We start from the raw sequence: 17,404 nt of genomic DNA, 5'->3' as shown, positions 1-17,404 counted from the left end.
AATTTTGCTTGGCAAATAAGAAAACGAAATTATTTGCTATGTTAGATTCTTCAAAGTTGCTTTACGAAGCACTCACCTACGACGACGTTCTCCTCGTTCCGGCTTATTCAGAAGTTCTCCCCCGCGATACGCAAACGAAAACTTATCTGACCAAAAATATACAGTTAAATATTCCTCTCATTTCTGCCGCTATGGATACCGTGACAGAGTATGAAATGGCTATTGCAATGGCGCAGGAAGGAGGTATCGGTATTATCCATAAAAATATGACTATTGAACAGCAAGCCGAGCAGGTACGCAAGGTGAAACGTTCAGAAAGTGGTATGATTATCGATCCTATTACATTAAGCGAAGGAGCTACCATAAGCGATGCCCTACGCCTGATGGCAGAATTTAAAGTAGGAGGGATTCCGGTTATAGATGAAAATCATAAACTAAAAGGAATCGTTACGAATAGAGACCTACGTTTCCAGACTGAAATGTCGAAACCAATTGTAGAAATCATGACCAAAGAAAACCTGATTGTAGGTCATGAAGGCGCAGGTCTGGCAGAAGCAGAAGAAATTCTGAAAAACTATAAAATCGAAAAGCTACCGATTGTTGACAAAGACTACAAATTAATCGGCTTAATTACCTACCGAGACATTCTTAAAAAGAAAGACCGCCCCAATGCAGCCAAAGACCGTTTAGGTCGTCTGATTGCCGGAGCAGCTGTAGGTGTAACGCCTGATATTGAAAAACGTGTGGCTGGTCTGATAAAAGCAGGGGTTGATGTAGTGAGTATTGATACAGCCCACGGCCACTCAAAAGGGGTAATAGAGACATTACAACGTATTAAGGCTGCATTCCCGAAATTAGATGTGATTGTAGGAAACATTGCTACTGCCGAAGCGGCCGAGGCTTTAGCCAAAGCAGGAGCAGATGCTATTAAAGTTGGTGTAGGGCCGGGCAGTATCTGTACCACCCGTATCATTGCCGGTATTGGTATGCCGCAATTATCAGCCGTGGCCGATTCTGCGAAAGCTGCTGCCAAATATGGTGTTCCGGTAATTGCTGATGGGGGTATCCGTTTCTCAGGTGATATTACCAAAGCCATTGCAGGAGGTGCCAGCACTGTGATGATGGGTTCGTTATTGGCTGGAACAGAAGAAGCACCGGGTGAAATGGTGATTTACGAAGGACGTAAATTCAAAACGTATCGTGGTATGGGTTCAGTAGAAGCGATGGAAGATGGCTCAAAAGACCGTTATTTTCAGGATGCCGAAGATGATATTAAGAAATTAGTACCGGAAGGTATCGTAGGACGTGTACCTTACAAAGGCCGTGCCGCCGAAATTCTGTATCAGATGGTAGGTGGACTGAAAGCAGGGATGGGCTACTGTGGCGCTGGCGATATAATAAGTTTACAACAGGCAAAATTTGTAAAAATTACAGCCGCAGGTATCAAAGAAAGCCACCCGCACGATATTCAGATTATGCGTGAAGCACCGAATTATTCGAGATGATAATTCCAATTAGTAATAAAACGAAAAACGGCTCCCGAAAGAGCCGTTTTTTTTGTATCATGATTTTTCAAATCGTCTGCACAATGTCCGCTTATAATTCTTTAGTTTCTAATCAAATTCAAGAATTAAAGGGATTGTCATTCTCAATTTTGTTACTTTATCTTCTACCTTTCCGGATTGCCATTTAGGCATATTCTGGAAAGCTGTAATTATCTTCTGCTTTAATAAAGGACAATTTTCAACCCCTTTCATTATTTCAACTTTACCATCTACTGATACGTAAAATTGAACATATATTTTATTACAGTTCCTATCTTCAGCTTTATAAGGTTCAATTTTAGCAAGGATGTATTTATACATTTCTATTTTGCCACCTATTAATTCAGGGGATTCTATTTTTTGTACTGGCAGAATACATTCAAATTTCTCTTCAACTATCGTAACATTCATTTCCTTTTTACAGCTATAAAAAGAATAGAGTATAATTAAGAGCAAGAGTTTTATAGATTTCATATTCAGTCACATTAATAAACCAATATACACAAAATCCCCAATCTCATGGTTTTATGCTTACTTATTTTATATTTGCATAAACAAAACCATGACCTATGAAACGCATTCACCTATTACTTATCCTATTATTTTGCACAACAGTCAGTCTGGCGCAAAGCCCACAACTAAACATTGCCAAGCCCAAGCCATTTAAGCAGAAAACCTTCTGCAACCCGATGGATATTAACTACCAGTATAACTGGGAACAAACTAATGAGAAAATATCCTATCGCTCAGGCGCTGACCCTGTAATTATTACGCATAAAAATGAATATTATCTCTTTCATACCATTCAGGGAGGATATTGGAAATCGAAAGATTTATTAAACTGGCAATACATTATTCCAAGTCGTTGGCCCATGGAAGATATGTGTGCCCCTGCTGCTATTTCAGTGCGTGATACGCTTTATCTCTTCCAATCAACCTTTCAGCAAAGACCTATTTTCTATACAACCACACCCGAAAACGGCAAACTGCATTTCTATAACCGTTGGCTACCCCAATTACCAAAAGACATAGGTCCTTGGGACCCGGCTTTATTCCATGATGAAGACACCGACCGTTGGTTTATGTACTGGGGTTCCTCAAACGTCTATCCGCTATTTGGTGCAGAATTAGATAAAAGCAAAAACCTGACTTATAAAGAGAAAGACAACTACAAAGGCTTAATTTACCTACACCCTGAAAAACACGGATGGGAACGCTTTGGCAGAGACCACAGAGATACTATCAAACCTTTTACAGAGGGTGCCTGGATGACGAAGCATAATGGCAAATATTACCTGCAATACGGTGCTCCCGGTACAGAGTTTAATGTCTATGCCAATGGCACTTATGTAGGCGATGACCCATTAGGCCCGTTCACCTATGCCCCATACAATCCGGTATCTTATAAACCAGGCGGATTTATGACAGGTATGGGGCATGGCAATACTTTTCAGGATTTATATGGCAATTATTGGAATACAGGAACCCCCTGGATTGCAGTTAACTGGAATTTCGAACGCCGGATTGAAATGGTACCCGCTGGCTTCGATAAAGACGGACAAATGTATGCTAATAGTCGCTTTGCGGATTTTCCCCAACTATTACCCACGAAAAAGTGGACAGATAAAAACGAATTATTTGCAGGCTGGATGCTGCTATCTTACAAAAAACCATGTACATCTTCGTCCGTTCAGGAAGACAAGTTTTCTGCCAACTTAGTTACTGACGAAAATCCAAGAACTTTCTGGGTAGCTAAAACCAATAAAAGTGGAGAAACTCTCTCGATTGATTTAGAAAAGCCGCAAAATGTACATTCTCTTCAAATCAATTATACCGACTATAAGTCAGATATTTATGATAGTGCCTTGCCTAAAGTATATATTCAATACAGAGTTTATGCTTCTCTGGATAATAAGACATGGATAAAAATTGTAGATAATACCAACGAAAAGAGAGACCGCCCGAATGCCTATGAAGAGCTCGCAAAACCTGTGAAAACACGATATATCAAGTTTGAGAATATACACGTGCCAATGCCAAACCTGGCCATCAGCGATATACGCATTTTCGGGAAAGGTACAGGAACTGCCCCAGTTACACCACAAGGTTTAAATGTAATAAGACAAAAAGATGACCGTAATGCAGATATTAGCTGGCAGAAAGTGCCTGAGGCAGTAGGATATAATATATTATGGGGCATCGCACCGGATAAGCTGTATCAGACTTACCAGATTTGGGGAGATGCCCCATCTAATCTTGAACTAAGAGCCTTAACAGTTGGACAGAAATACTATTTTTCTATCGAAGCCTTTAACGAAAACGGTGTTTCTGCTGTAAGCGAAGTAATCGGCCCCAAGTAATTTATTTTAAAAAGAATAAATATGGAACAACAGGATACTTTTAAGTCCCTACGGGATTTAAATTACCGAACTACGTTTATTTCAATTCAATGGTTTTCTTAGCCTTCGATGATTTCACGGCAGCATCCAGAATCTCCATTGCCACCATATTGATTTTCAATGAACCCAAATCATCTTCAGATTTTACTTTGCCTCTTACCACAGCGGCAAAGTAACTGAAAGGATCATTCATGGGCGAAGCCAAAGGTTTAATTTCCACTTTCTCTTCCGGTGGCGCATTTCTATTACCTTTTCTTACACGCATTTGCAGGCTTCTATCAGCAATAATATAACCAGTTTTGCCATAAAATTCTGCATCTTTTCTATCAAAAGGCCAGTTCCAAGAGGCCTGAAATATACCTTGTGCTTTGGGGTAAGTCACAATGATTGTTGCCTCATCATCCACATTTGGATACATATCGGGTTTGATAGTCTGGGTAATAGCTGTTACCGAAGTAGGTCTTTCCCCTTTCATCATCCACGCCATAATATCGGCACCGTAGCAACCAAAATCTATAATGGCTCCACCGCCATTTTTCACAGGGTCACCCAACCAGTCCATAAAGGTATTGGTCACGCCAATCTCTTTAGGGCCAGAGTGACCATCATGAATCACTATTTTTCTGATGTCACCAATGGCATGGTCTTCATTAATCATTTTATAAGCTTCGTGGTTGCTGGCATACCATGTAGTTTCATAATTGGTCAATAACTGAATATTATATTTCTTAGCCAGGCCCTCCATTTGTTTAGCCGCTGCCAGATTAACTGCTAACGGTTTTTCTACCATTACATGTACGCCTTTAGGGGCACATTTCTGTACGGTTTCCAGATGTTCGATTATACTTCTGAAATCACAAACTGCTTCCGGTTTTGCTTTTTCAAGCATTTCGTCGAGACTGGCGTACCAAAGGCTTTCAGGCAATTTATATTTGGCAAAATACTTCATGGCAAGAGCTTTGTCGGGTTCGGCAAAGCCTACTACTTCTACGCCGTCGTGTTTAACATTATTAAGAATCTGGAACACATGGTCGTGTGTCATGCCAACAATACCTATACGGACGACTTTGTCTTGCGCAAAGGTAAACTGAATACTGATAAGGATTAACAGGAGTGTTTTTTTCATCGCTTGTTTAAATGGTTGAATACGAACAAATTTAATTAAAAAGCGCAGTAAAGATATTTTTTAAAGAATCTTTTCACGATAAAATCTATTTTTGCGTTAAGAATGAGTAATTAATTCTTTATACTTACAAAAATACTGGTTTTACAAGCTAAAAGCATCAGTATATATACCATAGAACCGCTCGGCAATGTCTATCAAAGTTCAGAATCTAAGTAAAGTTTACGGCACCCAAAGAGCCGTGGATAATATATCGTTCCAAGTCAACAAAGGAGAAATCATCGGCTTTCTTGGCCCGAATGGGGCAGGAAAATCAACCACCATGAAGATTCTGACGGGGTATATTCCGGCTACGGAGGGCACGGCAGAAGTCAATGGCTTTGATGTAAGAAACTCGCCTATGCAAGTGAAAACCAGCATCGGTTATTTGCCTGAACATAATCCTTTGTATCTGGATATGTACGTGAAAGAATTTTTAGATTTTGCAGGCTCACTCTATGGCTTAAAAGGCAGAACACTACAAATCAAGATTGATGAAACCATAGAAAGGGTAGGCTTGGGACTTGAAAAACATAAAAAAATCGGACAATTATCAAAAGGCTATCGCCAACGCGTAGGTCTTGCTCAGGCTTTGATTCATAACCCCGATGTACTGATTTTAGACGAACCTACAACCGGACTTGACCCTAATCAGTTAGTTGAGATACGCGATTTAATTAAAAACGTAGGTAGGGATAAAACAATTATCTTCAGCACCCATATCATGCAGGAGGTAGAAGCCATCTGCGACCGTGTGGTAATCATTAACCGCGGCAAAATAGTTGCTGATAGTACATTGTCTGAACTCAAAAAAGGTGACAAAGCCATTGAAGAAGTTTTCAGGGAATTGACTACATAAACTTCTATTTTAAATCTTAAAGAAATCTCCTGCCAGATATTATCCTGCCAAAATTATCTGTATTTTTGCGACATCAATCCTGATGAAGTTGTTAAACTGTTTTGCTTGTTGATTAAAAACTTCTTCTGATTATCAAACCAATCACTATCTATTTTTATTATTTGCTATGGCTAAACGTCTACTGCTTTTTTTTGTTTTATGTATTGTTTCAGTTTCTTTCGTTCAGGCTCAATGTAATAAGGAATATACTTTGAGTATCAACCAGACTCCCATTCTAACATCTGAATATAATGGGAATTCCTATACTCGTGTAAATATCTGCAAAAGTTTAAAGGCAAATTTTCAGGTAGATTATTTAGAATCAGATAGTTTAAAATTTCAATGGTTCAGAAACGATACCCTTGTAGCTCAGACTCCTTCACTTGAAACGGCCATAAGTGGTAGATATGCCGTTGAGATACAGGGTAAGAATTGCTTATATAAAATCGGAAGAATTGAAATTATATTTACAGAGAGCATTGATTTACGGATTTCAAAAGAAGAGTTAACTATCTGTGAGAATGTGTCATCTCCTTTTGATGTAACAGTATCTACCGATTTATTCTTACCACAAGTTACCTATCAATGGCAAAAAAACGGCAAAGATATTCCGAATCAGAATGAATACTTTTTTTATCCTTCTTCTTCGGGAATATATACTGTACGAGGTTCTTCAGGCGCTTGTTCCACTACTTCTTCCCCCATAAATGTTAAGGCGAGCAAAGAAAATATAGTCAATAGCTACTTACGTTTCGAAAATGGCATAGACGTAAAGAGTGACACGATTCTGTTATGTAAAGACAATACTTATTCCTTCACTACTGCCTATCAAGCCGATTGGTACTTGAATGGACAATATGTAGAAAATATCTATAGCTTTACTCCAACTAAGTCGGGTATTTATTATGCTTCTACAGAATATACAGATAATTGTATCATTAAAACAAAGCCTGTATATATCTCGCTTGACACAAAAATCTCGCCCTTAGACTTTAATTCAATGAGGCAGTATAATTCCTGTACACAGAGAGATATTTATCTTACTGACCCTAATTTAAAGGGTAATAATAAGCTGCAATTCTATGACCTTAATACCAATGTATTAAAGTATAATATATCAAATGTAAAAAATTTCTATCACCAGCGAATTGATTATGGTGATTATAGGGTAGAGTATCAGACAGAAAGCTGTAAAAGTGACCCGGTTCGTTTAGATTTGACTAAAAATAGAATTTCATTACTTTATAATGAAAAGAAAATAGGAGGTAAAAAAATCACATTATGCAACAATAGTCATATTGAGATATATACAAATCACTTATACGTTAGTGAACTAAAGCTCTATAAAGATGGTGTACTTGTGCAGACCAAAAATACGGCCTACGTTTATTCTGGCTTTCAGATTTCTGAGGCAGGTAAATATCATCTCACAATCACAGACCCTTTTTGTTTGTCAGGTGAACCGGTTTTCTCTGATACAGTAGAAATTATCGCTCCAAAAGCTATCTCAACCAAGTTAAGTATCAATTCAGCATCTTGCGACTCCAGTATTCTTACAGCTACTCAATATGAAGGCATCAGCTATTATTGGTACAAAGACAATGCTATTATTCCTGACCAAACAACTGCTACGTTAAAACTGACTAAAAATGATAATGGTACTTACTATGCTGTTTTGCAGAAGGATTTATGCTCTGTAGCCACAGAATCTATTGTCTATGGTAATCAAATATTAGGTGAAACAACGACCCTTTGTGAGGGTTCAAAGCTTAGCCTTGAATCAAAATTAAAAAACGCTGATATTTCATGGAAAGGTCCTAATGGGTTTACATCAAGTATGCCTGTTATCAGCATCGATAGCATTAAATCTCAACAAGAAGGATGGTATGTTCTTTCAACAAAGATCGATAATTGTTCATTTAAAGATTCGGTACAAGTGCTTGTCATTAAAAAACCTGCTTTCTCTTTTGAGTTTGCCAGCCGCTTTTGCCTTAATCAGAATCTGATTGTCAAATTTAGAGGCATTCCAGGTAATTATTATTTAAATTATAGCCTGCTCGGAGGTAATTCATTTGGGAGTTCTGTTAATTTATCCGGCAATGGTATTCAGGAGAAATATGTGAATCTGGGTAAAATAGAAATGAAGGGTAATAAAGAGTTTTTTACATTTCAATATTATAATAATAATACCTTTTGCATGTTTCCTATGGATATTCCGCCTCATGGGAGTACACTTGAAATCTGTACGGATAATTTTGAGTTTACAAACCTGAAAGACAGCTATTGCTATCAGGAGAAAATTAAGCTTAAATTCAAATTACCTGCCGATTTACCCAAAAATAAAAAATTTAAAATCCGATTAGAAAACTACTGGTCAAAATATGAATTAGGCATTTTTTCAGGCGATAGTGCGCAGATAACATTGCCTGATGTAAATGGCATTGGGTTGTATTTTATTATTGAAAATGAAGATGGCTCATTCGTGGCTCTAAGTAAAAATTTTAATATCAACGGAAGAGCCCGTTATGTATATGCGTTGGTGGGAAACAGATATTATTCAAGCGAGGCATCACATTGTGAAGGATATGCGACAAAACTGACATCAAATAGTGTTGGTAATGTTTCTGTTCAATGGAAAAAAGATGGCATGAATGTGCCAGGAGCCACACAACCGGATTTTGAGGCAAAAGAGAGCGGTATCTACTTTTTTGAAGTAAATGATAACGGCTGTGTAGTTGCGTCAGATTCTATACGTATTAAAACAGGCACTATACCCAAACCTTCTGTTTCGTCTGCATCCGGTATTACAAGTGCCTGTGTAGGCTTCGGTGTACCTTTAAAAGAAGATAATAGTTTTACTTATACGTCTTACGAGTGGGTGAAAAATAATAAGGTTTATGATAAAAAACCGGCAAATGAGATTTTTACTGCCAAAGAAAGTGGCTATTATAAACTCGTCGCCTCTCAGGGGTCTTGTAAGGCAGTATCTGACTCTATCCTGATTCAAATAGGACAAGATTTACCCAATACTATTTGGGCTTATAGCGAGAATAGCTCAAGTAATAATAAAGTATTTGTGTGCGAGGGATTAGAAGTCAGATTTTACAGTAATGATTATTCGTGGCAGATAATGAATAATGGCCTGGAAGCATCAAGCAACTTTAATCTTCAGTGGAAACAGAATGGGAAAGATATTAAAGGAGCCAATAATTATAGCTACTCTTCTACAGAACCGGGCATTTATTACTTACAAATAAAACAGGGTGATTGTGTTGTGAATTCTAATAAGGTGGAAGTAGTAAAACAAAACACCATGCGTATAGAATTATTAAATTACTCTGAATACGAAATCATAAATCCCAAAGAAACCATTACTTTATGCCAGAAAAGCAGTGTTGAGATGGGACATTATCAGAGATCTGAAGAGATGTATAGTTGGGAAAAAGAATTATACAAGGATGGTAAGTTGATAGAAAAAAGATCTTTTGTAAATGATGGTAACGGTTCACAATCATTTACCATAAAAGAATCAGGAGCTTACTCTCTGAAGCTCTACCCTGCTGACCAGAAAGGCTGTATAGCTTTTTCTGATACAGCCCGATTCAGATTTGTAGAGAAATCTTTTGTGTTGCCTGTTGACACTGTTTTTACATGCACAGACTCCATGAATCTTTATACTAATTACAGGCCGGACTTCATTAAAACTTATCAGTGGACGTATAAAGATAAAGTCATAGGTACTAATAATTATTCTATAAAAGTACCTACCGAAGAGGGCTTATATATAGTAGAAAGCCGATATACCGAAACCTGTAGTACTTTTCAACCCATATTTTTAGGAAGGAAATTAAATCCGGTTATATCCTTTCCGGGTAATGAATTAAACAATTCGGAAATCAGTACCTGTAAAGGGAAAAGTATCGATTTGTACTTATCTGAAGTAAGTAATCTGCAGTTTGGCAATGACCCAAAATTTACAGTTGAATGGTATAATGGGCAGCAGAAAATATCAAATAATAAAGAACTTCTGGCAATAGAGCAGTCAGGCAACTATTTCGTTAAGACAAAATATAAAGACTGTAAGGCTACATCTAATGCTATCAGAGTAGACGTAAAAGAGCTCAGGAACAGAGTTTATCCGGCTATTGATAGCCTTGCTATTTGTATCAATGGTGGTTTTCAGCTACTTAATGCCAACAAAGAGAATGGGTACACCTACGAGTGGTTTAAAGATGATATAAATTTAGAAAATAGTGCTTCTACTTTAAAAGCTACTCAACCGGGCTCGTACAAAGCACTTATCCAATCTGGTGATTGTGCTGCATTTACTCCGAAAGTCAAAATATATCCAAGCACGCAATTACCCACAGCAACTATTGCAGGTGATACAACCGTAAATTTCGGAGACATTGTTAACCTGAGATTAGCTTTTGCTTCAAGCCCTCCATTCACTTATAAACTCAATAATAATCAGGAAGGAACATCAGAAACCTCAGAAAGAATTCATCCGGTTAAGATTGAAGAGAATTATATATATAAACTGATTTCTGTTAAAAATGCCTGTGGAGAAGGTACGGTTTCAGGTGAAGCTAAAGTAAATGTGATTATTTTGGGCAATGAGCCACTGATTGGTCATAAAATCACCATAGCTCCGGTTCCGGCTGAAAGTTATTGTGAAATCATCTTTGATTTACCAGTATCGCAGGAAGTCTCGTATCAATTATTGGATATGAAAGGTCAAACATTATCAGAAAAGAATCTGGGACAAGTAACCTATAAGAAACAATACCTGAACCTAAATCATTTGGCCGCTGGTGAATACCTGATTAGAATGCAGATAGGGAGAGACTTTGTGACAAGGAAGTTGATAAAGTTCTGAGACCATATCTTATTTAAACCTAAAGAAAACAGATTAGATGCGTAATCAAACGGCATTTAATCTGTTTCTTTGCATAAAAGAACCATAGAAATAGAATGTTAGAAATTTGTTGCTTTTCCTTAGAATCCTGCCTGACAGCACAAAAGGCAGGTGCTTACCGTATCGAATTATGTGGAGGTATGTTTGAAGGAGGTACAAGCCCCTCAGCAGGCTTAATAAAACTGGCGCGCCAGAATCTCACAATTAAACTATACGTCATGATTCGCCCACGTGGAGGTGATTTCTGTTATTCAGAAACCGAATTTGATGTCATGAAGGCGGATATTCAGATAGCTAAAGAATCAGGGGCAGATGGCGTAGTATTCGGCCTTTTAAATCCTGATGGAAGTGTTGATGTATCTCGCACCAAAGAATTGGTAGAGTTAGCCCACCCGATGAAAGTGACTTTTCATAGAGCTTTTGATGTTTGTGCAAAGCCATTTGAAGCTTTAGAAACTATTATTGAACTTGGTTGTGAAAGAATACTTACTTCAGGACAGAAAAATAATGTCAATGAAGGATTAGACTTATTAAGAATCTTAGCTGAAAAAGCAGGTGATAGAATTGAAATCATGGCAGGAGGTGGCGTAACTGCCAATAATGCGGCCCACCTATTAGAAGCAGGCGTTCATGCTCTACATATGACGGGCAAAGGTATAGTCAATAGCCAAATGGAATACCGGAAAGATGATGTAAGTATGGCAAGTGCCGTATTGACTAATGAGTTTGAAATGTACGAGGCCAATTTTGATAATTGCAAAGCCGTAGTAGATATTATAACTACTAAAAAATATCACCTATAACCCTTTATGGCAATGAGAAAGTATTCAGGTATAGCTTTCTTGCTAGTGATAGGCATAAGCCTATCGGCATGGTTAAACACACCTAAAGTTACTACGCCTAATATTATTTTTATTATTGGTGACGACATCAGCCATGATGATATTGGTTGTTATGGCAATCCTTTAGTGAAAACCCCCAATATTGATAGAATGGCGCAGGAGGGATTATTATTTAATAATATGTTTGTTACTTCCAGTTCGTGCAGCCCAAGCCGTACAAGCATTCTTACAGGCAGATACCCCCATAATTCAGGCGCAGCCGAATTACACACTCAACTTCCTGCGCATCTTACTTATTTTCCTGAGCAATTAAAAGATGCTGGCTACTATACCGCATTAATGGGCAAATGGCATGAGGGCAAAAATACCAAACGAGCCTATGACACCTTACTGGCTGGAGAAAAACTGAATGGTTCAGGTGGGGAAGAGCAATGGATAAATATTCTTCGGGCAAGACCTAAAGATAAACCATTCTTTTTCTGGCTGGCACCTTTTGATGCCCATAGAGATTGGTCGGCAGATAATTTTAAGATCACACATAATCCAGAGAAAGAAGTTCAGGTTCCTAATACATTGATTGATACTAAAGCTACTCGTCAGGATTTAGCTTCTTATTACAATGAAATAGGTCGATTGGATTATTATATTGGGGAACTGTGGAAAGAACTGGAACATCAAGGCATTGCAGACAACACCATTATTATTTTTACAGCTGATAATGCCCGTCCTTTCTCAGGCAATAAAACCTTATTATATGACAGAGGTATCAAAACACCTTTTATTATCAAATGGAGAAATGGGATTAAAAGCAAGCAACAAACAGATGCTTTGGTGAGTACAATTGATATTGCCCCAACTTTATTAGCATTAGCAGGTGTAAAGCCAGCTAATACTATTCAAGGACAAAGCTTTGCCAATTTATTAAAAACACCAAAAGCCAATTTCAGACAATATATTTTTGCAGAACATAATTGGCATGATTACGAAGCCTACGAACGAATTATACGTACCAAAGATTTTCTTTACTTAATTAATCTTCGTCCGGAATTAAATAATGGTGGCCCGATTGATGCTAATCAAAGCCCGTCGGCTTTAGCTTTGAAAAAGAATAAAGCCCAATTAACCCCATTACAAAAAGAAGTATTCGTAAAACCCCGCCCTACTGCCGAGTTTTATGATATGAGATATGATGCTGCTCAAATTAATAACCAGATTAATAATCCCAGATATAAAGCAACAATCAATCAGCTTAAAAGCACTTTAGCAGTCTGGCAGACAGAGACAGGGGATACAAGCCCGGCGAAACTGACACCTGACTGGTATCATAGAGAAACAGGCAAAGCATTGCAGGAAAAAGATATAAGGGGAGAGATGCCCGGAGCAGCTAAGCAGGCTGATAGGATTAATGCGAAGGGGCCTTTTTAAATGTCGTTAAATTGTGGCGTGAACTGGAAGATCGCGCCACAATTTAATGGGTTCATAAAACGCTAAAACCCCATAAATATCTCTATTTATGGGGTTTTAATATATATAACTAAATCTTACTTCTTAGTAGCCAATTCAGCTATTTTCTCATGAATCATTACCTGGTTTGACATGATTTTCGAGAAACCTCTTACATCATCACCACTCCACGCATTATTCATTTCGCCATAGCTACCAAATACCGGCGACATCATATCGTAATCAGATTTAATACCTAATAATTGGAAATGATAAGGTGCTAATTGTACGCGCACTTCACCTGTTACGTTTGATTGTGTACTTTCTAAGAAAGTTTCAATATTACGCATTAATGGCTCAAGGAATTGTCCTTCATGCAATAACATTCCGTACCACTCAGCTAAATTCTGTTTCCAGTATTGTTGCCATTTGGTTAATACGTGTTTCTCCAGCAAATGGTGCGCTTTTATGATAATCAACGGAGCGGCTGCTTCAAAACCCACACGACCTTTGATACCAATGATTGTATCACCCACGTGAATATCACGACCGATACCATATGGAGAAGCTAATTCCGATAAACGACGAATAGCATCTACCGGATTTTTGAAACGACGACCATTGACACCTTTCAACTCCCCTTTCACAAACTGTAGCGTTACTTCACTACCTTTCTTCTTCGTAACCTGCGTCGGGAAGGCACTTTCTGGTAAGAAACCATCTGACGTTAAAGTTTCTCTACCACCTACCGAGGTTCCCCACAAACCTTTATTAATAGAGTAAGCGGCTTTATGCCACTCACGAACAACTCCCTTTGATTTCAAAAACTCAATTTCTGCCTCACGCGATAAACGTAAATCGCGGATTGGTGTAATAATCTGTGCATTTGGTAGTACAATTCTGAATACCATATCAAAACGTACCTGATCATTTCCGGCACCTGTACTTCCATGTGCTACAGCTTCTGCGCCAATCTGTTTGGCATAATCAGCCACAGCAACCGCCTGAAACATACGCTCAGCACTGACAGAAAGCGGATAAGTATTGTTTTTCAGGATATTGCCATATACCAGATAGCGAATACACTTCTGATAATATTCATCTACCATACGAGCTGTATGATGGTGTTTCACGCCTAATTCATAAGCTTTTGTCTCAATATCCTTGATTTCTTCTTCTGTAAAACCACCCGTATCAACCAATACAGAGTGTATTTCATGACCTAATTCTTCGGTCAGGTATTTTACACAAAACGAGGTATCTAATCCTCCACTATATGCTAAAACAACTTTCATATTACATCAGCCGTTAAAACGGAAATATTGGTTTTAATAAAAATTTTGCAAAAATAGGACTTCTATCCCTATATTCTCGTATATATGTATAAATATAATTATACTTTAATCTTTAATCTTGTAAAAAAGGCTCCGTTTTTATATGTCAAAAATCATCACTTTCATCTTATCTATTGGTTTATTTTTATCATGCGCCATGACCGATACAACCGAGATGGTCTCTATTCCGAAACCAATCGGAACAGGCCCGGACAGAACTTTTTTAGCCTTGGGTGATTCTTATACCATTGGTGAAAGTGTGCTCGAAAAAGACCGCTGGAGTATGTATCTGATTGACCTACTAAAAGATAAATTTACGATTACAAAACATGATATTATTGCCCGCACAGGCTGGACAACCGAAGAGTTGATACAAGCCATTGCTGATAGTAAAAATACTAATCAATATGATATGGTGTCTTTGCTCATAGGCGTCAATAACCAATATCGCGGACAAAGCATAGATAAATACAGAGCCGAATTCAGAGAGTTATTGCAAATCAGTGCCAGATTTGCACATGGAGATTTTAAAAAAGTATTTGTCCTATCAATTCCTGATTATGGTGTAACGCCTTTTGCTGCCTCTCGCAATACGCAGAAAATAGCTAAAGAAATTGACGAGTTCAATACAGTAGCTAAAGATGAGTGCAGAAAAGCAGGTGTGCCTTTTCTGGATATTACCTCAATTACCCGTGAGCATACCGATGCCGCTTATATTGCCAGTGACCAGCTACATTTTTCAGGTAAAATGCACGAGTTATGGGCAATTAAAGCCAGAAGTACGGCAGAAATAATTTTGAGAGAATAATTTATATTATAGCTATATTATCTTGGAACTGTAAAATACATTACCGTTCCGATAATACCGAAAACAATATTAGGTAACCAGACAGCTAAAATAGGTGGCATATTTCCCGATTCGGCAATCCCTTTTGACATAATGTAAAATAGGATATAAACAAACGCCAAAACAAATCCGATAGCAATCTGGAAACCTACCCCACCTCGGGCTTTACGGGCAGATACTATCAAACCCATTAAGGATAAAATAATTACAGCGAATGGTGTAGCAAAACGCTGGTATAGTTCAATCTGAAAAGTTTCTATACCCTCGGCACCACGACTATTAATCAGGTCAATTTTCTCTTGAAGTTCGGGAATTGTGAAAGACTCCTGTATCTGACGTTCACTTTCAAAATCTTTTGGAAACAAGTTAATAACCGTGTCTTTAGGACTTGTACCATATACCATCCTGTCTTTCATAATTCCTAAAGTACGGATTTTATAATCATGCAGTTTCCACTTCTTAGTGCTATCGTCCCAGGTAATGCGTTTGGCTGATAACTTTTCTACCAATTTATTATTAACTATTCTCTCTAAAGTAAAATCGTATCCTGTTTTTGCTTCGTTGTTATAACTCGACATATAAGCGTAGGTATTTGGTGCTACGGCTGTGTGGAAATCACGGGCAGAAAAATAAAACTTATCGTTGACATACACATTTTCAAAAGCTAATCTTTCAGTATTAGCACGCGGCAGAATCCACCCTACCATTACAAATGAAAAAACAGCAATGATAGACGCCCCAATAAAATAGGGGAGCATCAATCTTCTGAAGCTTATACCGCTACTCAGAATCGCCACAATTTCGGTATGTGCGGCCATCTGAGCCGTAAAAAATACGGTAGAAATAAAAATCATTAACGGGCTGATATAATTGGCCCAGTAAGGAGCAAGGTTGGCGTAGTATTGTAGCAGAATAGCCCGCATAGGTGCTTGCTTCTGAATAAAATCATCGTTTTTTTCTACAAAGTCAATTACCATAATAATCAGAACGATAACAACAACAGCAAAAACATAAGTGGTAAGAAACCGTTTGATCAGGTATTTATCTAATATATTCATGAAAGACTCATTAATGGTTTACCAAACCTCTCATGTCTGGTTTGTTGTAAACAACAAAGAGAATAGTGTCTATTCTCTTGTGTACGAAAATATTCTTTCTAACGCCCAAAATTATAAAATGATACTTATTCTGAGTTGAATTTATAAAACTTTAACAGACCTTATTTTACCAGCAGATTTTTCGCTACTTCATTACTGATAAAAACTGACTGGCTATTATTGAGTAAAACAATATATGATTTATCAAACTCACTGATTTCCTGTATCTTGATTGTACTACCTAAAGTGATCTGGTTTTTGTCTAAATGCTGCAAAAAAGCGGGTGAATGTACTAATACTCCCACCATCACTACTGTTTGGTCAATAGGCACTTCCGACAATTTACAAGAGGTCATCGATGGCATTTTACCTTTTGCATCAGGAATCGGGTCACCATGTGGGTCAAATTGCGGATTCCCTAAAAATTTGTCTAACTTCTCTGTCAGTTCTTTTGAATCTATATGTTCCAGTTGCTCGGCAATATCATGAATCTCGTCCCAGCCAAATCCTAATTTCTCTACCAAAAAAACCTCCCATAAACGGTGTTTGCGAATCACCCCTAATGCTATATATTGCCCTTCTTTCGTTAGTGTAACACCCTGATACTTACGGTAATTAATCAAATTCTTTTCCGCCAGCTTTCGTAGCATATCTGATACCGAAGCAGCCTTTGTTTGCGTATGTTCGGCCAGTTCGTTTGTACTTACTTCATTCCCCCCGTTCAGTTCAGTAAGCATATAGATTATTTTAAGATAATTTTCTTCTGTGAATGAAGTCATAGCCTTTAGCGTGATGATAATACCCTGCAAAAGTACGTTTTCTAACCAATTAATCAAATTTTTAGACAAACCTAAAAATTAATTTTGATTTATATATTTTTATTTTTAATATTGCATAAAATATAGATTCAGTGCAATAGA

The 17,404-nt window shown here is 37.7% G+C and carries 12 protein-coding genes; 7 read left to right on the top strand and 5 right to left on the bottom strand.

Translation table 11 applies throughout. The features are described 5' to 3' along the window. Window positions 1–38: 38 nt before the first annotated feature. Window positions 39–1,505 (top strand): IMP dehydrogenase, encoded by a 1,467-nt coding sequence (gene guaB, locus H1R81_RS15285; protein ID WP_181841608.1) that lies wholly within the window; start codon window positions 39–41, stop codon window positions 1,503–1,505. 108 nt (window positions 1,506–1,613) lie between these two features. On the opposite strand, the gene H1R81_RS15280 is transcribed toward guaB, so the two are convergent. After that, window positions 1,614–2,018, bottom strand: a complete 405-nt coding sequence (locus tag H1R81_RS15280) for a hypothetical protein (RefSeq protein ID WP_181841607.1) — start codon at window positions 2,016–2,018, stop codon at window positions 1,614–1,616. A 95-nt stretch (window positions 2,019–2,113) separates the two neighbouring features. On the opposite strand from H1R81_RS15280, the gene H1R81_RS15275 reads away from it, so the two are divergent. Further along, entirely contained in the window at window positions 2,114–3,904 is a 1,791-nt protein-coding gene (locus tag H1R81_RS15275) for a family 43 glycosylhydrolase (protein WP_181841606.1), read from the top strand. A 76-nt stretch (window positions 3,905–3,980) separates the two neighbouring features. Here the strand turns inward: H1R81_RS15275 and H1R81_RS15270 are convergent, their stop codons facing one another. After that, window positions 3,981–5,069 carry a Gfo/Idh/MocA family protein gene (locus H1R81_RS15270; protein ID WP_181841605.1) on the bottom strand — a complete coding sequence of 363 codons (1,089 nt, stop codon included), beginning with the start codon at window positions 5,067–5,069 and terminating at the stop codon, window positions 3,981–3,983. Window positions 5,070–5,256: 187 nt separating this feature from the next. Here H1R81_RS15270 and gldA point away from each other — a divergent pair, with 187 nt between their 5' ends. The 4 genes from gldA (at window position 5,257) to H1R81_RS15250 (ending at window position 13,188) form a co-directional block, all read left to right on the top strand. Further along, window positions 5,257–5,964, top strand: coding sequence for a gliding motility-associated ABC transporter ATP-binding subunit GldA (gene gldA / locus H1R81_RS15265; RefSeq protein ID WP_181841604.1), 708 nt, complete (start codon window positions 5,257–5,259; stop codon window positions 5,962–5,964). Window positions 5,965–6,130: 166 nt separating this feature from the next. Then, window positions 6,131–10,882, top strand: coding sequence for a T9SS type A sorting domain-containing protein (locus H1R81_RS15260; protein WP_181841603.1), 4,752 nt, complete (start codon window positions 6,131–6,133; stop codon window positions 10,880–10,882). 95 nt (window positions 10,883–10,977) lie between these two features. Then, complete coding sequence (locus tag H1R81_RS15255; RefSeq protein ID WP_181841602.1) at window positions 10,978–11,724, top strand: copper homeostasis protein CutC; 747 nt, start codon at window positions 10,978–10,980, stop codon at window positions 11,722–11,724. A 12-nt stretch (window positions 11,725–11,736) separates the two neighbouring features. Continuing rightward, window positions 11,737–13,188 (top strand): sulfatase, encoded by a 1,452-nt coding sequence (locus H1R81_RS15250; RefSeq protein ID WP_181841601.1) that lies wholly within the window; start codon window positions 11,737–11,739, stop codon window positions 13,186–13,188. 116 nt (window positions 13,189–13,304) lie between these two features. On the opposite strand, the gene H1R81_RS15245 is transcribed toward H1R81_RS15250, so the two are convergent. Further along, window positions 13,305–14,501, bottom strand: a complete 1,197-nt coding sequence (locus tag H1R81_RS15245; RefSeq protein ID WP_181841600.1) for an argininosuccinate synthase — start codon at window positions 14,499–14,501, stop codon at window positions 13,305–13,307. A 142-nt stretch (window positions 14,502–14,643) separates the two neighbouring features. On the opposite strand from H1R81_RS15245, the gene H1R81_RS15240 reads away from it, so the two are divergent. After that, window positions 14,644–15,348, top strand: coding sequence for an SGNH/GDSL hydrolase family protein (locus H1R81_RS15240; RefSeq protein WP_181841599.1), 705 nt, complete (start codon window positions 14,644–14,646; stop codon window positions 15,346–15,348). Window positions 15,349–15,365: 17 nt separating this feature from the next. Here H1R81_RS15240 and H1R81_RS15235 read toward each other — a convergent pair whose 3' ends face one another. Both H1R81_RS15235 and H1R81_RS15230 read right to left on the bottom strand, forming a co-directional pair. Continuing rightward, on the bottom strand, window positions 15,366–16,445 hold the full coding sequence (locus H1R81_RS15235; protein WP_181841598.1) for an LptF/LptG family permease: 1,080 nt from the start codon (window positions 16,443–16,445) through the stop codon (window positions 15,366–15,368). Window positions 16,446–16,606: 161 nt separating this feature from the next. Next, window positions 16,607–17,263: a metal-dependent transcriptional regulator gene (locus H1R81_RS15230; protein WP_181841828.1), complete on the bottom strand. Its 657-nt coding sequence runs from the start codon at window positions 17,261–17,263 to the stop codon at window positions 16,607–16,609. Window positions 17,264–17,404 lie beyond the last annotated feature (141 nt).

Source organism: Emticicia sp. BO119, from assembly GCF_013912375.1.
Classification (GTDB): domain Bacteria; phylum Bacteroidota; class Bacteroidia; order Cytophagales; family Spirosomataceae; genus Emticicia.
The sequence above is the reverse complement of the archived record's forward strand: the minus strand, read 5'-3'. Positions and strand labels throughout refer to the sequence as shown.

What these genes read in the sequence shown, in the direction of transcription:
- guaB (WP_181841608.1), top strand. Translation starts at nt 39, where the DNA reads ATGTTAGATTCTTCAAAGTTGCTTTACGAAGCACTCACCTACGACGAC.
- H1R81_RS15280 (WP_181841607.1), bottom strand. Translation starts at nt 2,018, where the DNA reads ATGAAATCTATAAAACTCTTGCTCTTAATTATACTCTATTCTTTTTAT.
- H1R81_RS15275 (WP_181841606.1), top strand. Translation starts at nt 2,114, where the DNA reads ATGAAACGCATTCACCTATTACTTATCCTATTATTTTGCACAACAGTC.
- H1R81_RS15270 (WP_181841605.1), bottom strand. Translation starts at nt 5,069, where the DNA reads ATGAAAAAAACACTCCTGTTAATCCTTATCAGTATTCAGTTTACCTTT.
- gldA (WP_181841604.1), top strand. Translation starts at nt 5,257, where the DNA reads ATGTCTATCAAAGTTCAGAATCTAAGTAAAGTTTACGGCACCCAAAGA.
- H1R81_RS15260 (WP_181841603.1), top strand. Translation starts at nt 6,131, where the DNA reads ATGGCTAAACGTCTACTGCTTTTTTTTGTTTTATGTATTGTTTCAGTT.
- H1R81_RS15255 (WP_181841602.1), top strand. Translation starts at nt 10,978, where the DNA reads ATGTTAGAAATTTGTTGCTTTTCCTTAGAATCCTGCCTGACAGCACAA.
- H1R81_RS15250 (WP_181841601.1), top strand. Translation starts at nt 11,737, where the DNA reads ATGAGAAAGTATTCAGGTATAGCTTTCTTGCTAGTGATAGGCATAAGC.
- H1R81_RS15245 (WP_181841600.1), bottom strand. Translation starts at nt 14,501, where the DNA reads ATGAAAGTTGTTTTAGCATATAGTGGAGGATTAGATACCTCGTTTTGT.
- H1R81_RS15240 (WP_181841599.1), top strand. Translation starts at nt 14,644, where the DNA reads ATGTCAAAAATCATCACTTTCATCTTATCTATTGGTTTATTTTTATCA.
- H1R81_RS15235 (WP_181841598.1), bottom strand. Translation starts at nt 16,445, where the DNA reads ATGAATATATTAGATAAATACCTGATCAAACGGTTTCTTACCACTTAT.
- H1R81_RS15230 (WP_181841828.1), bottom strand. Translation starts at nt 17,263, where the DNA reads ATGACTTCATTCACAGAAGAAAATTATCTTAAAATAATCTATATGCTT.